The sequence below is a fragment of the Nocardia sp. CC213A genome, assembly GCF_030766805.1.
GTDB classification, from domain to species: Bacteria; Actinomycetota; Actinomycetes; order Mycobacteriales; family Mycobacteriaceae; genus Nocardia; species Nocardia otitidiscaviarum.
In genome coordinates this window covers 102,886-117,248 of the sequence record NZ_JASFXA010000006.1, presented here as the reverse complement: position 1 = coordinate 117,248, position 14,363 = coordinate 102,886, and the positions used below count along the sequence as shown (strand labels likewise).

The following is a 14,363-nucleotide window of genomic DNA, read 5'->3' as shown; positions in this document are numbered from 1 at the left end:
GGCTGCCGCTCCATTTTTATCCTATCGCCGGACCCAGTAGGTCGTCCGCATCCGTGATGCGGTAGGCGTACCCCTGCTCGGCCAGGAAACGCTGTCGGTGCGCCGCGTATTCGGCGTCCAGGGTGTCCCGGGCGACCACGGAGTAGAAGTGCGCCTGCCCGCCGTCCTGTTTCGGCCGCAGCAGACGGCCCAGCCGCTGCGCCTCCTCCTGCCGCGATCCGAACGTGCCCGAGACCTGCACCGCCACCGACGCTTCCGGGAGGTCGATGGAGAAATTGGCGACCTTCGAGACCACCAGCACCGGAATCTCGCCCTGCCGGAACGATTCGAACAGCGCCTCCCGCTCCTTGGTGCGGGTGGAGCCCTGGATCACGGGTGCGTTCAGATGCTCGCCCAGTTCCTCCAGCTGATCCAGATAGGCCCCGATGACCAGGCTCGGCGCGTCGCGGTGCTGCGCCAGAATCGATTCCACCACCGCGAGTTTGGTGCGCGCGGTGGAGCACAGCTTGTAGCGCTCCTCGGGTTCGGCGGTGGCGTAGGCCATGCGCTCGGCGTCGGTGAGCGTCACCCGCACCTCGACGCAGTCGGCGGGCGCGATCCAGCCCTGCGCCTCGATGTCCTTCCACGGCGCGTCGTAGCGCTTGGGGCCGATGAGGGAGAACACGTCGCCCTCGCGGCCGTCCTCGCGCACCAGGGTGGCGGTCAGGCCCAGCCGCCGCCGCGATTGCAGATCGGCGGTCATGCGGAAGACCGGCGCGGGCAGCAGGTGCACCTCGTCGTAGATGACCAGGCCCCAGTCCCGGCTGTCGAAGAGTTCGAGGTGGCGGTACTCGCCCTTGGTCTTGCGGGTGATCACCTGATAGGTGGCGATGGTGACCGGGCGGATCTCCTTGCGCTCGCCGGAGTATTCGCCGATCTCGTCCTCGGTGAGCGAGGTGCGGGCCAGCAGTTCGCGCCGCCACTGCCGCCCGGCCACGGTATTGGTGACCAGGATCAGGGTGGTCGCCTTGGCCTTGGCCATGGCCGCCGCGCCCACCATGGTCTTGCCCGCGCCGCAGGGCAGCACCACCACGCCGGAACCGCCCGCCCAGAAGGAGTCGGCGGCCATCTCCTGGTAGTCGCGCAGGTGCCAGCCGCCGGATTCGAAATCGAGGTCGATGGGGTGCGCCTCGCCGTTCACATACCCGGCCAGATCCTCGGCGGGCCAGCCGATCTTCAGCAACGCCTGCTTGATGTGGCCGCGTTCGGAGGGGTGCACGATCACGGTGTCGTCATCGAGGCGGGTGCCGAGCATGGGCGCGATCTTCTTGTGCCGCAACACTTCTTCCAGCACCGCGCGATCCAGCGAGACCAGCGTGAGCCCGTGCGCCGGATGCTTCACCAGTTGCAGCCGCCCGTAGCGGGCCATGGTGTCGACGATGTCCACCAGCAGCGGCTGCGGCACCGCGTACCGCGAATAGGTGACGAGCGCGTCCACCACCTGCTCGGCGTCGTGTCCGGCCGCTCGCGCGTTCCACAGCGCCAGCGGTGTGATCCGATAGGTGTGCACGTGCTCGGGCGCGCGTTCGAGCTCGGCGAACGGCGCGATCGCCTGCCGCGCCGCGTCGGCCGACTCGTGGTCGACCTCCAGCAGCAGCGTCTTGTCGCTCTGCACGATCAATGGACCGTCGGTCATGCCACCTCCTGGATCGGGCCCGCCCACCCGGGCCGTCGACCATTCTTCCCGAAGCCGCCGACACCGCGCCGGGTCCCGCGGGTGTGTTCCTTCCCAGTGGCGGGTCGGTGCTGTGACAATCGCGGTGTGACCGGGTGAAGTTCATTCGTCGGAAAGCCCGCAAGACCCCAGTTTCGATGGCTAAGATCACACCTCATTTGGACGTACGTCCAGCTAATTGGAGTCGACGGACAGCGGGTGATTCGATGCGCGGGGTCGGAGCGGGGGACGACGCGGGCGGACGGCGACGGCGCGGGCGCTGGGTGGCGGGCCTCGCCGCGATGGTGATCGGGGCAGCGCTGCTGGTGGCGGCACCGGGGGCGGCGGCGCCGCCCGCGCTGCCGGATATCCACGTCGAGGACGATCGGTTCGTCGACGAGGCGGGGCGCACCGTGCTGCTGCACGGCGTCAACAATGTGGACAAGGAAGCCCCCTACATCGAACTCGGCGACGGCTTCACCCTGACCGCCGAGGACGCGGAACTACTCGCCCGGCACGGATTCAACGTGGTCCGGCTCGGCGTCGCCTTCGACGGCCTCATGCCCACCCGGGGCGTCGTCGACACCGCGTACCTGGACCGGGTCGCCGCGGTGGTGGACCTCCTCGCGGCGCGCGGCATCTACACGCTGATCGACAATCACCAGGACGGACTGTCGAAGATCTGGGGCGGCAACGGCTTTCCCGAATGGTCGCTGCGCTCCCGGCCCGGCGCGCTGGAGCCGAATCCGGGCTTCCCGCTCTACTATCTGATGCCCAGTATGAATCGCGGCTGGGATGAGGTGTGGCACAACGACAATGGGGTGCTGGACCAGCTCGGCGTCGCACTCGGCGCGCTGGCCGCGCGGTTGGCGGAGCGGCCGGGCATGCTCGGGATCGAGCTCATGAACGAGCCGTGGCCGGGTTCGGCCTTCCTGTCCTGCTTCCCCGACGGCTGTCCCGGCTTCGACGCCGTCTACCAGGCGGCCATGCAGCGGCTGACCGATGCGGTGCGTGCCCGCGCCGCCGATCTGATGATCTTCTGGGAACCCAATGTGACCTGGAACGAGACCATGCCCACCAACCTGGGCAAGAATCCGCCCATCACCGCGCCCGATATCGGCTTCGCGCCGCACGACTACTGCATTCCCAGCCAGCTGGCCATCTACCTGGGCCTGCCCGACGGGCTGCGGGCCCTGTGCGGGGTGCAGCAGGACAAGACCTGGGGCAATATCGACGCCTTCACCCGCCGCACCGGGATACCCACGCTGGTGACCGAGTTCGGCGACGGTGACGCCACCGTGCTGCGCAATACGCTGGTGCGCGCCGACGAGCGCTTCATCGGCTGGATGTACTGGCACTACGCCTCCCGCTTCGGGGCGGGCGGTCCGCGCCCCGATCCCTTCCACGGCGAGCTCGGCCGCGAACTCGTGCGCACCTACCCCCGTGCCACCGCGGGCGTGCCCGGCCGGATGGTCTTCGATCCCGCCGACGGCGACTTCGCCTACCGCTATAGTCCGCGTCCCGCCACCGGGCCGACCGAGATCTACGTATCGGATCTGCACTATCCGGACGGGTACCGGGTGCGAGTGGAGGGCGGCACGGTCACCTCGGCTCCGGGGGCGCGGGTGGTGACGGTGGTCGCCGACACGAGTGCGCCGGTCTCGGTGTACGTCAACCGGCCCGATTCGGCGGGCGAGACCGTTCCGGAGGGGCCGGTCGGCACCGGATCGGCGAGTGGTGGTTCGATCGAGTCCGGTTCCGCCGGAACGGGTTCGGGCGATTCGGGGTCGGCGGTGCCGGGCTCGGCGGCCACCGGCTCCGCGGGGTCGAGTTGAGGCTGTGCCGCCCCGGAAACCCGGGGCGCGCCGGTCTGTAACGGGACGGCGATCCGGCACGACACACGGGCGCGAGACCCATAGCTGGTCATGTGCCCAGATAATTGAGAGGGAACACTTGTGAACTACTTCAGTCTGCAGTTGCTCAACAACTTCCTACCCATGATCCTCAACCTGTCGCTGCTGGGCATGCGTGGCGGTGGGATGTACTACTACTGATCCGCCGCTCCATCGCGGGACTGATGCGGTCGCCGGTCGCCTGCGGGTACCCTCAGGCCGTTCACGGCGGCCGTGAACGGTTCGGTGAGAAAGGTTTTCGCAGGTGAAGTTCGCACCAACGAGGCTTATCGCGCGCCTCGTGCTGGCTCTCGTGGCGGTCGCCGCGCTGGCCGGATGCTCGATGTTCCAAGAGGCCAGCAAGTCCGACACCGCGAAGGCGCAGGTCGGTGACTGCATCAATGTCATCTCCGGGTCCGCGGTCGACTCCGAGACGGAGCCGGTCGACTGCTCCTCCGAGAAGGCCGTCTACAAGGTCATGGACGTCCACGACACCCAGACCGAGTGCAAGGAGGAGTACACCTCCTACGAGGAGACCCTGAACGGCGGCACCACCGCGTTCCTGTGCCTGGCCCCCAACTTCAAGGAGGGCGCCTGCTACAACGAGAGCCCCACCACCGGATACAAGAGCGTGGACTGCTCCGCTCCGGAGGCGTCGTTCAAGGTGACCAAGCGCATCGACGGACAGACCGACGAGTTCCTCTGTGATACCGCGGCCATCGGCTACCGCATCGTCCCGGATCCCAAGATGACCTTCTGCCTGGGCAGCCCGCAGAGCTGACCGGGGACCGGATCGGCCCGCCGCACCGGGGTGCGGCGGGCCGATCGTGCTTCCGGCGGTCGAAGCCGTGCCCGAAGCCGCGAACCCGGCCGGTCAGCGCCATACGCGCGCCGCCGCGCTTGGTGCGGGGACGGAACAGGCGCAGCACCCTCCGGCCGCCGGCGGCCCACCCGATCGGAGTCGGCGAAGCTGTGTCACCGGAGCCATGGCGGCTCAGTCGACCAGGGCCACCGAGGCGATGCGGTGCAGCGTGAAGGTGCGCACCGTGCCGGTCACCGTGTCCAGGGCGTCGAGTTGGCCGCCGCCCACCTTGACCGGCTCCACCACCCGCTGGGTGGCTACCCCCTGCGCGTCCACATAGCCGATGTGCACCGGACGGTGGACCCGGGCGGCCAATTGCAGCAGGGCGAGGGTGGCGGCGGTGCTGGTGCGGGTGCCGTCCGAACGCACTGCCTGCCCCGAACGCGCCTGTGCCGCAAGCTCTCCCGCGCGCAGCTCGCCCACCAGCGACCGCAGCTGCTCCGGGCTCGGTGGGTTCGGACGGTACACCGGCCGCGCATTCGGCCGCGGGGCGACGCGGATGCCGCGCGGCCGCAGATCCACCACGACCCCGGAGGAATCCTCACCGGCCGGGCTGAAACCCGCCGCCCGCAACTGCTCCAGCACCTCGCCCAGCGGCGCCTGGGAGATCGCCACCGTGGGCGCGACGGCCCGCAGCGCCAGCTGTCCGGCCACCGGGGCGGCCAGCACCTCGGCCAGCAGCGCCGGATCCTCGCTGCGCACGAAGGATTGCGCCATCCCGACCCGCAGCCGGCCGTGGCGGCGCGCCACATCGTCGATGAGGTAGGTCAGCGACTGCGGAACCGGGGTGCGCGAGTGCGTGGTGAACAGATTGTGTAGTTCCGCGGCGGTGGCTCCGGCGTCCAGGGCGCGCCGCACGGACGTGTCGCTGATGCGGTACACCGTTGCGGCACCGGCGGATTCCACCTCGGCGACCAGGGAGATGCGGTCCTGGAGTTCGGGGGTGAGCGGGCCGGGCGCGATGACCGTCAGATCCGCCTGCACCAGGACGTGGTCCACCGGTTCCGGCAGCGCCGCCGCCATCGCGGCCTCGGCATCGGCGGGACCGGATTCGTTGCCGTGCAGCAGGGCTCGGCCCGCAGAGGTGAGCGCACCGTGCGCCACCAGTCCCAGCGCCTGTGCCTCGGCCAGGGTGCTCGCCACCGCGTCGGTGCGGAAGTGCCGCCGCCAGCGTGGCTGCCGCCAGGCCAGCACCCGGCTCAGCTCCGCCGCCGGTACCGCTGTACCGGACGGAAATTCGCCCAACAGGTCGAGGATGGCGCGGCGATCGCGAACGGCGTGCAGGGTACGCAGCTCGGCCGACAGCGCCGCCAGGGGTTTGTCATTGGCGTCGCGCAGGCCGATCATCCACGGGAAGCGGTCCAGCTCCAGCCAGGCGCGGGCGAGCACCACCCAGCGTTTGGCGGGTGCGGCGGCGTCCCAGGCATCGGCGGTGGTGGTGGGGGCCCAGTAGTCGTCGGCCTCGGTGTCCGGTGCGGGTTCGGGAATGCCGCGGTCCACCAGACGGGCCGCGGTCAGCACCTCGGCGAGTAGTCCGAGGCGAGCCTCGTCGATACCGGTCTGCTTGGCGATGCGCCGGATCTCGCGCACCCCGAGCCCGCCCGAGCGCAGCACGGGAGCCGGTGTGCGGCCCAGGGATTCCAGCAGTGTGGCGCTGTGGCGCAGCAGTTCGCCGACCTCGCCGGCGGCGGCCGCGTTCACATCGGCGGCGGTGAGTTTGGTGGTCGCGGGCTGCGGCGGGGTGAGCGCGTGCGGATCGGTGGTCGGTTCCCGCCGCAGCACCTGGCCGACCATGGGCGGCAGTTCGACGGTCTCCGGGTCGATCCAGTTCAGCAGGCGGCGCGCCAGCAGCCGCCGCACCGGACGGTCGGCGGGCGTGCCGGGCGCGGCGTCACGGGTGCGGCCGCGCGGGCCGGTGGTGGCGAGCTTGTCGAGCAGCGCGCGTTCCTGTGACGTGAGTTCGCCCAGCGCGGTGGCGATCTCGGCCGCGGTGAGGGCGTCGGGAATCTCCGTGGTGCTGCCCAGCGGCCACGGTAGCGCCTCCTGGGCGGACGGGGTGAGCCGCAGCGCCTTGTCCGAGCCCCACACCAGTGCCCGTGCCCGCAGGCGGTCCACGGCGGCGTTGATCGCCTTCTTGCCCACCCGATCGCCCAACAGCTCGTGCAGACGCGTTCTGGGCATGGCGACGGGCGTACGGGCGTCGGCCGCTCCGTGCACCGCCAGTGTCTCGAGCACCGCGAAGTCGAGCGTGTCCAGTTCGTCGGTGGCTCGCAGCACGGAGGCCCGTTGTTCGGTCCGCGCCGCCAGCACGGCCATCGAACCGGGCAGCGGCACAGCCAGATCCGGCCGCAGCTGCAACAGCTGAACCAATTCGTCGTCCGACCGGGCCGCCAGCCACTCCGTCGGTGAGGCGGCCTCGGCGGCGGCCTTGCGGCCCTTCGCGCCGGTCGCCTTGCCGCGCCCGGCGGCCTTCGTCTCCGAGGCGGCGGCTCCGGACCGCCGGTCGGCCACACCCGCACCTGCGGTCGCCGGGCTGCTTCCGGGGGAATCGACACCAGGCGCGCTGGGTTCGGCCGTGGTGGCGGGCGCGTCCACACCAGGTGGGGTACTCGCACCGCTCGTGGCGCTCTCGGATGCCGAACCCGGATCATCGTCCACGACGCTGGATTCGACCGCCCCGCTCGCCGCTGTGGTCGGCGTGCTGTCGCCCACGGGTGGTGCCGAGCGCGGAGCGCTGACCGCATCCGGTGCGGCGCCGCCGGACGGTACGGAAGCCGGTGTGCCGTCGGAGAACTCGGCGTGGTCGGGGCCGCTACCGGTCACGGCGGACCAGCGGGGCACGGTGGCAGGACGACCGGCCGGTATGCGTCATGGGGCACGTTTCGATGGCCGTCGCGCCGAATCGGACGTGCGACGGCCACCGCGCGACGTGTCGCGCCACGAACCGCATGGGGTGAAGCGTCGTCAGCGGTTGATGACCGTGTGCGGGTGCACGTACGGCAGCTGATCGACCGGAAGCGGAAACTCGGTGTCCTCGCCGTAGGGGGAGAGGTTGCCGGAACGAGTCGACGACAGTTCGGTCACGGCATGCTCACCGCTCGGCACTTCCGGCCAGCCATTGTCGACGTACGGTTTCTTCGATTTGTTCACCACGGGCTCATTCTGGCATGGGGAGGGTGGGGCCGCCTGCCCCGGCACCCGGATATTCCGACGGGGACGGCGCTTCTCCGGCAAACGGGGGCGGTGGCACGGGTCGCCCGACCGCGGCGGCCCGGCTCCCGGGGATGTCGGGTGCGTTCTCGGCGCGGCGAAGCCCCGCATCGATCGATGCGGGGCTCGGCCGTACGCGACAGGGATTACTGCGGAAGCAGGTTCTTGTTGGCCTCGAAGAAGTCCACCACCGCGGGATCGAGCTTGACGCCGCCGTTCTTGGCCGCGTCGACGAAGGCACGCGCCTCCTGCGGGATGTTGATGCCGTTCTGCTGGGCGACCTCGAAGGCGCGGTCGACGGCTTGGAAGACCTGATGGCTGCTGTCGGCGGCCTGGGTCTGCGGCGCGGCGCCGGGGTTCCAGCGCGGGGTCTCCTCGGCCGGGGCGCTGCGCGGCGTCGGAGCGCTGCTCAGGCCGAGGCTGGAGGAGCAGGAGGGCCAAGCGCCCCAGCCCTGGGTCGCGAGCACGCGCTCGGCGACGACGATCTGCTCTTCGCGGCTGGCCTGGTAGGCATTGGGGGCGAATTCGCCGCCGCCGTGGGCGCGCCACGTGCTGGGCGAGAACTGCAGGCCGCCGTGGTACCCGTTGCCGGTGTTGATCGACCAGTTGCCGCCTGCTTCACACTGTGCGAGGCGATCCCAATCGGAGTCGGGAGCCGCGCTGGCGTTGCCCGCCAGGGCCACTCCGGCGCCGCTGATCATGGCGCCGGTGACGGCGACCTTGGCGACGGTGCGGCCGGTGTTGGTCGGCTTGCGATGGCGTCCACTCATGTTCGGGTCGTTTCCTCTCGTACGCTCCTGCGAGGCCGACTACCGGGGGCGAACTGAGAGGTCGTCCGTCCCGGCGCGCTGGTGCGCGCTGTTCCTCGCCCTCACCCCTGGTTCCGTGTGGGGGTCCGTACCCGCGGGGTGAGGTTCGGTGCGGCGGGCCGGTGGCGCCGGGCTGACCCGGCTAGCGAGAGACACTACGACTACCGCCGCGAAAAATCACTATTTGGTAACCGGCGGGTCTGATCGAGTGGCGATCCGGCACAAGGGCTTCCGCAGACCCGTCTGTGCTGGTGGTCACGGCGTGTCTGGTCCGAGAGGGTCCTGTCATCGCGCTGTTACCGTCTCGTTATGTGACGAAGATCACACGTGTAGTCGGGTAACGGAATGGGCAATCCGCGTGTCCGCGGATACCCCCGGCGGGTTATCGCGAGCGCCGACCCGACCACAGCGCGAACACCAACCCGAACAGAAATCCGAGCGGTGCGCACATGGCGAGGAGATAGAGCCAGAGCCCCGGCTCCGAATCGGCGAGAATCGCCCAGCCGAAAATGCCTACGATCGCCAGCAATCCAATGGCGAACAGGACGATCGCGGTACGCAGCAGCCAGGTCCCGGACCTGCGCGGGGTCGAGTTCGAGGAGGTGTCGGACACCTCGAGACCATAAAACTGATGTGCTCGGGCTATTCACACCGGGGTAGACTCGAAGCATTCGCGTCCCTCATACCTGTGTGGGGCGCGTTCTTTCGCAAGTGGATAGGTTGCGGACGTTTGGTCCGACAACGAGTTGTGCCCGGGAGGCCGGGCATCCGAACAACGAACGGGTGAGCGCAGTGCCGACCGGCAAGGTGAAGTGGTACGACGTCGAAAAGGGCTTCGGCTTCCTTTCCCAGGATGAGGGTGAGGACGTCTATGTCCGGTCGTCCGCATTGCCGGAGGGCGTGGAGGCCCTCAAGCCCGGCCAGCGGGTGGAATTCGGCATGGCGGCGGGCCGGCGCGGCCCCCAGGCCCTGAGTCTCAAGCTGCTGGAGACCCCGTCCGTGCGCGGCCAAGGGCGCGGCGAGCGCCGCAATGCCGAACCCGCCGCTCCGCGAAAGACTCCCGACGAACTGCACGGCCTGGTCGAGGACATGATCAAGCTGCTGGAGATGAAGGTGCAGCCCGACCTCCAGCGCGGCCGCTACCCCGATCGCAAGATGGCCCAGCGCATCGCCGAGGTCGTGCGCGGCGTGGCCCGCGAACTCGACCACTGACCGGCCGAAACGACGGGCCCCGATGAGCATTCGCTCACCGGGGCCCGATTGCGTTGGCGGACGGTGTCGTCCGGGCGGTAGGTCCGCAGTACGTCCGGCGGTGGGTCCGCGGTGCGTCCGGGCGGTCAGTCCGCGGTACGGATGGACCAGGCGGCGTGCGGTATGTAGCCCTCTTCACCGGTTGTGGTGTCGCGGGCCAGGATCGGCAGCTGCAACTCCACGCCGAGCAGCGGCAGTCGCTCGGCGGACGGAATGGTGATGGCGACCGTGCCCTCGTCGAAATCGCGGTGCGAGATCCGCTGCGGCATGATCACCCCGTCCGGCAGTTCGTAGTACGCCACCGCCACCCACGGGCTCCGCGCGATCGACTTGGGCAGCGACAGCTGCAGCGGGTACCCGCCCGGCACCTCCAGGTCGGCGAATTCGCCGGTGCGGCAGTCGGAATCCGCGGGGCAGTCCAGGGCCACGGGCAACTGCGTCTCGCCGTCCTTGGGCAGCACCAGACAATCATCCATCTGCACGGAGCAGTACATGAAGGGCTCGACCGTCACGGCCTTGCCGTGCGCGTAGGCGGTGATGGCGGGCTTCGGCTCGTCGGCATCGCGCACCGCGAGCGCCACAACCGTCGCGACGGCGGCCACGAATACGAGCAGCGCCGCTGCGACGAGGGCGAGGATCGTGCGGGCGTTCGGTTTGCTCACCGGTGCTTCCTGTCCGTCATGTGGCGGGTTCTCCCGCGCCGTGCGTGCGGGAGGTCTCCTGTTTCGCGTGCTGAGGTCGGTTGCCGCCCAAACCGGGCAGCAGCGAATGACCACGGTAGCTGACCACGGTCTGCACCAGACCGAGCGCCATGATCGCCGTGACCACCAGGAAACCCTTCCAGTAGTCGGTCGGCAGCAGCACACCCGCCGCGCCGCCGAGCACCCACGACAGTTGCAGCACCGTCTCCGAACGGCCGAAACCCGAGGCGATGGACTCCGGCGGCAGATCGTCCTGGATGGAGGCGTCCAGCGACACCTTGGCCAGCGCGCTCGCCCCCGCCGCCACCAGCGCCGCCACCGCCGCGCCGATCAGATTGCCGAGCAGCGCCGCCAGCACCGCGACCGCCACACAGGCGATGGTGCAGCTGAGCACGATGAGCGACGGGCGGCCCAGCTTCATGCGCGCGCCGGTGGCATTACCGGTGAAGTTGCCGACGGCGGCCGCCGCGCCCACCACGCCGAGCATGGCGGCCTGCTGCACCGGCCGATGCTCGGTGGCCTTGGCGACGAACGCCACGTAGAACGTCAGGAATCCGGTCAGGATGCGAATGGTGCCATTGCCCCAGAGCCCGGTCACCACCGCCCGGCCCAGGGGCTGGCGCCGCTTGCTCGGCTGGATCTTCGCCGCCTGACTCGGATCGAGCACCTCGGTGCGGGCGTCGCCGCCGTGATAGCCGAGGGTCGCGGGCACCTCGCCCTCGGTGACCTCCACCCACGACGGAATCCGCAGGCTCAGATAGCACCCCGCGCCCGCCAGCACCGCCGCGAACACCAGCGCACCCGGCGTGTGCAGCACCGAAGCGATCAGACCGGTGACGCCGCCCGCCACCAGCGTGCCGCCCACCAGGCCGAAGACGGTGAGCCGGGAGTTGGTGCGCACCAGGTCGATTCCCGGTGGCAGCACCCTGGGGGTGACCGCCGATTTCAGCACCGAGAACGATTTGCTGAGGATCATCATGCACAGCGCCAGCGGATACAGCGCCCAGGTGTCGTAATTGAAGATCAACAACACCGCCACCACGACGCGAATCGCGAACGAACTCGCCAGCGCGATCCGGCGACCGCGTTGCAGCCGGTCCAGCATGGGCCCGATGAGCGGTGCGATCACCGCGAACGGTGCGATCGTGATCAGCAGGTACAGCGCCACTTTCGTCTTGGACTCGGCCGTGGCGCTGGCGAAGAACAGCGTATTCGCCAGCGCCACCGCGATGGCGGCGTCGGTGGCGAAGTTGGCCATGGTGGCGTAGACGAGCGCGGTGAGCCCGGACTCCTCCGCGCCGTCGGCCTTGGCGGCGCGCTGGAAGGTCGCGAAGCCGCGATTGGTGAGCTCGATGCCGCGCCGCGCGGCGACCCGGGTGACGGTCAGCTTGCGCGGTGGCTTCTGTAGGCCAGGACTGGTGATCGCACGGGTGCGCTCCGGATGGTCCGGATCGGTGGCGGCGAACCGGGCGGTCGGCGGCAGGTCACCGGAATCGGGCGCGGCGGGCTCCGAGGCTCCGGTCGTGGGCAGTGCCCCGGCGCCGGGCGGCGTCCGCCGGGCGGAACTCTGCCGGGCGGAACTCTGCGTGGGCGCCATGCCGCCGCCCGGCTCGCCGGGGGAGCGGGTGCCGCCGCGCGGCTCGTCCGGCGGCACGGGGACACCGCGCCGCGCCGCCCGCGACCGGCCGGCCCGGCGCGCCAGGAAATCCGGCAGGTCCGGATCATCCGGCGGCGGTGTGCGCGCGGGCGTGTTCGGCGGCGGATAGCGGTCGTACCCGGGGTGCCGATCGATGAGCGGGTACTCCTCGTCCCTCCACCGCCCGGACTCGGCGTCAGGGTCACGAGGAGATGTCACGCCCCAATTCTTGCAGTGTCCACCGACGGCGTCGCGGGCCGCCGCACCCGGACGTGCCCACCAGCGCGAATGCGATGGGCGGGACCGTCACTCCGGGACGAAGCGGACCTCGAAGGAGGTGGGCCACTTCTTGCCGGTGAGCAGGAAGCGGTCGGTGCCGGGGAGGTGCGCGATGCCGTTGAGCACATCGCTGGACGGCGTGCGGGCCGAGCGCGGCAGCAGCCCGGACGCGTCGATGACGGCGAGCACGGTGCCGGTGTCGGGGTCGATGCGCAGGATGGTGTCGGTGGGCCAGGCGTTGGCGTAGACGGAACCGTCGGGCGCGCAGTCGAGTTCGTTGAGCCGCGTATCGCCACGGCTGGCGAGGGTGACCTCGCCGACGGGGGCGAAGGTCTCCGGATCGCGGAAGGTCAGGGTGGCGGTGCCATTGCTCATGACGATGCGGTCGCCGCGCGTGCACAGGCCCCAGCCCTCACCCTCGTAGTCGGTGCGGCGCAGTTCGGTCAGGGTCTGGGCGTCGCGGGCGATGGCGACGCCCTCGGTGTAGGTGAGCTGCCACAGCACGTCACCGGCCCGCGTGATGCCCTCCCCGAACAGCGGTGCGGGCAGGTCGGCGCGGGCGTGTTCGGCGCCGGTGGCCAGGTCGCTGGCGCGGACCAGGGATTCCCCGGGCAGGCCGGTGCTCTCGTACAGCACGCCGTCGTGGATCTCGAGGCCCTGGGTGAACAGGGCCGGGTCGTGCGGGCGCGTCGCCACCACTTCGGCGCGCAGCCGCGGCGCGTCGTCCGGTTCCGCCGAGCCGCACGCGGCTGCGGCTCCGAACAGCGCCGTCGCCGCCAGAAACACGGCGATGCGCCGTCCGAACAGGCCAGTCACCACCGGTGCACGGTGTTTGCGCTCCATACGGCAAAATGTAGGACGTGAGCGCTGTTCCTGTTTCGGAGTCCGGTGTGCGGCCGATCCTGGCGGAGGCGGTCGAGCAGGCCCGTCGCGCGCTCGTGGAGCTGGAACCGACCGGTGTCGGTGTCCATCTCGGCGTGTCGGCGGAGGACGAGTCCTCGGCCACCCATCACTTCGAGGCCACCCTGCCCGGCTACCGCGGCTGGCAGTGGGCGGTCGTGGTGGCCGCGCCGTCGGAGGCCGACCACGCGACCGTGAGCGAGTCCGCACTGCTGCCCGGGCCCGACGCCCTGGTGGCTCCCGACTTCATTCCGTGGGATCAACGCATCCGCCCCGGCGATCTGGCCCCCGGCGATCTGCTGGCCCCGCCCGCCGACGATCCGCGCCTGGTCCCCGGCTATCTCGCCACCGGCGATCCGGTCGTCGACGACGTCGCCCTGGAACTCGGACTCGGCCGCAGTCAGGTGCTGTCCCGCGAAGGCCGCGAGGAAGCCGCCGACCGCTGGTACTCCGAATTCGGCCCCGACACCGATATGGCCCGCGCCGCCCCCTCCACCTGCGGCCTCTGCGGCTTCTACGTCCCCCTCGCCGGTTCCCTGCGCGCCGCCTTCGGCGTCTGCGCCAACGCCATGGGCGCCGACGGCCACGTGGTGCACGTCGACTACGGCTGCGGCGCCCACTCCGACACCGCCCTCCCCACCGGCTCCGGCTCCCCCCGCTACGAGGCCTACGACGACGCCGCCGTCGAGGTGATCCCCACCGCCGACCTGCGTCGGCCGGAGGAGGCGAACACACCCGCCAGCGCACCGGAACCGACCGAGGCCGCGACGGACGCCGGCCAGGATGCCGAGCAGGCGACCTTCATCGAGGAAACGGCGACTGACGACGGCACCCCTGCCGCCGCTGATGTCGCGGACGCCACCGCCGCGCCGACGCTGGACCGCGCGGATGCCCCCACGGCGTCGGCCGATGCCGCCGAGGCGGTCGCGCCGGTCGAGGTGCCGGGTGGGGAGTTCGGTGCGCCGGTGGCCTACTCGTCGGATCCGGCGGTCGCCGCGGCGTCCGGGGCGGAGGTGGTGGACTCCGGTGAGGCCACGCTGTTCGATCTGTACGACCCGGATGCCGGGCCCTACGACGATGCCTGGGGCGTCACCGCGGTGAATGTGGAGCCGCAGGGCGGCGAATCCGCG

Annotated in this window: 11 protein-coding genes and 1 pseudogene; 4 read left to right on the top strand and 8 right to left on the bottom strand. The window is 70.5% G+C overall.

Annotated elements, in window-relative coordinates:
• Positions 1-16: 16 nt before the first annotated feature.
• Complete coding sequence (locus QJS31_RS13150) at positions 17-1,675, bottom strand: DNA repair helicase XPB (protein WP_282784358.1); 1,659 nt, start codon at positions 1,673-1,675, stop codon at positions 17-19.
• Positions 1,676-1,920: 245 nt separating this feature from the next.
• Between QJS31_RS13150 and QJS31_RS13145 the strand changes: the two genes are divergently transcribed.
• Positions 1,921-3,528, top strand: a complete 1,608-nt coding sequence (locus tag QJS31_RS13145; protein ID WP_306356827.1) for a cellulase family glycosylhydrolase — start codon at positions 1,921-1,923, stop codon at positions 3,526-3,528.
• A gap of 322 nt (positions 3,529-3,850) precedes the next feature.
• Positions 3,851-4,366 carry a hypothetical protein gene (locus QJS31_RS13140; protein WP_306356826.1) on the top strand — a complete coding sequence of 172 codons (516 nt, stop codon included), beginning with the start codon at positions 3,851-3,853 and terminating at the stop codon, positions 4,364-4,366.
• A 213-nt stretch (positions 4,367-4,579) separates the two neighbouring features.
• On the opposite strand, the gene QJS31_RS13135 is transcribed toward QJS31_RS13140, so the two are convergent.
• The 4 genes from QJS31_RS13135 to QJS31_RS13120 all read right to left on the bottom strand — a co-directional run bounded on the left by QJS31_RS13135 (position 4,580) and on the right by QJS31_RS13120 (position 9,079).
• Entirely contained in the window at positions 4,580-6,841 is a 2,262-nt protein-coding gene (locus QJS31_RS13135; protein ID WP_306356929.1) for a helicase-associated domain-containing protein, read from the bottom strand.
• A gap of 570 nt (positions 6,842-7,411) precedes the next feature.
• Complete coding sequence (locus QJS31_RS13130) at positions 7,412-7,600, bottom strand: hypothetical protein (RefSeq protein WP_029930916.1); 189 nt, start codon at positions 7,598-7,600, stop codon at positions 7,412-7,414.
• Between the two features lie 203 nt (positions 7,601-7,803).
• Positions 7,804-8,427, bottom strand: coding sequence for a transglycosylase family protein (locus QJS31_RS13125; RefSeq protein WP_282785831.1), 624 nt, complete (start codon positions 8,425-8,427; stop codon positions 7,804-7,806).
• A gap of 421 nt (positions 8,428-8,848) precedes the next feature.
• Positions 8,849-9,079, bottom strand: coding sequence for a hypothetical protein (locus QJS31_RS13120; RefSeq protein WP_282785832.1), 231 nt, complete (start codon positions 9,077-9,079; stop codon positions 8,849-8,851).
• 179 nt (positions 9,080-9,258) lie between these two features.
• Between QJS31_RS13120 and QJS31_RS13115 the strand changes: the two genes are divergently transcribed.
• Positions 9,259-9,678, top strand: coding sequence for a cold-shock protein (locus QJS31_RS13115; protein WP_029930919.1), 420 nt, complete (start codon positions 9,259-9,261; stop codon positions 9,676-9,678).
• A 125-nt stretch (positions 9,679-9,803) separates the two neighbouring features.
• Here the strand turns inward: QJS31_RS13115 and QJS31_RS13110 are convergent, their stop codons facing one another.
• From QJS31_RS13110 to QJS31_RS13100, 3 genes are all read right to left on the bottom strand, one after another.
• Positions 9,804-10,379, bottom strand: coding sequence for a DUF2771 domain-containing protein (locus QJS31_RS13110; protein ID WP_306356825.1), 576 nt, complete (start codon positions 10,377-10,379; stop codon positions 9,804-9,806).
• A 16-nt stretch (positions 10,380-10,395) separates the two neighbouring features.
• Positions 10,396-12,015, bottom strand: coding sequence for an MFS transporter (locus tag QJS31_RS13105; protein WP_306356928.1), 1,620 nt, complete (start codon positions 12,013-12,015; stop codon positions 10,396-10,398).
• Positions 12,016-12,360: 345 nt separating this feature from the next.
• Positions 12,361-13,176: a glutaminyl-peptide cyclotransferase gene (locus tag QJS31_RS13100; protein ID WP_282781213.1), complete on the bottom strand. Its 816-nt coding sequence runs from the start codon at positions 13,174-13,176 to the stop codon at positions 12,361-12,363.
• Positions 13,177-13,193: 17 nt separating this feature from the next.
• On the opposite strand from QJS31_RS13100, the pseudogene QJS31_RS13095 reads away from it, so the two are divergent.
• A pseudogene (locus tag QJS31_RS13095) lies at positions 13,194-14,033 on the top strand (DUF3027 domain-containing protein); the annotation flags it as partial.
• Positions 14,034-14,363: the final 330 nt, after the last annotated feature.

Excerpts from the sequence above, each read along its gene's own strand:
- QJS31_RS13150 (WP_282784358.1), bottom strand. The coding sequence starts at position 1,675 with ATGACCGACGGTCCATTGATCGTGCAGAGCGACAAGACGCTGCTGCTG.
- QJS31_RS13145 (WP_306356827.1), top strand. The coding sequence starts at position 1,921 with ATGCGCGGGGTCGGAGCGGGGGACGACGCGGGCGGACGGCGACGGCGC.
- QJS31_RS13125 (WP_282785831.1), bottom strand. The coding sequence starts at position 8,427 with ATGAGTGGACGCCATCGCAAGCCGACCAACACCGGCCGCACCGTCGCC.
- QJS31_RS13105 (WP_306356928.1), bottom strand. The coding sequence starts at position 12,015 with ATGGCGCCCACGCAGAGTTCCGCCCGGCAGAGTTCCGCCCGGCGGACG.
- QJS31_RS13100 (WP_282781213.1), bottom strand. The coding sequence starts at position 13,176 with ATGGAGCGCAAACACCGTGCACCGGTGGTGACTGGCCTGTTCGGACGG.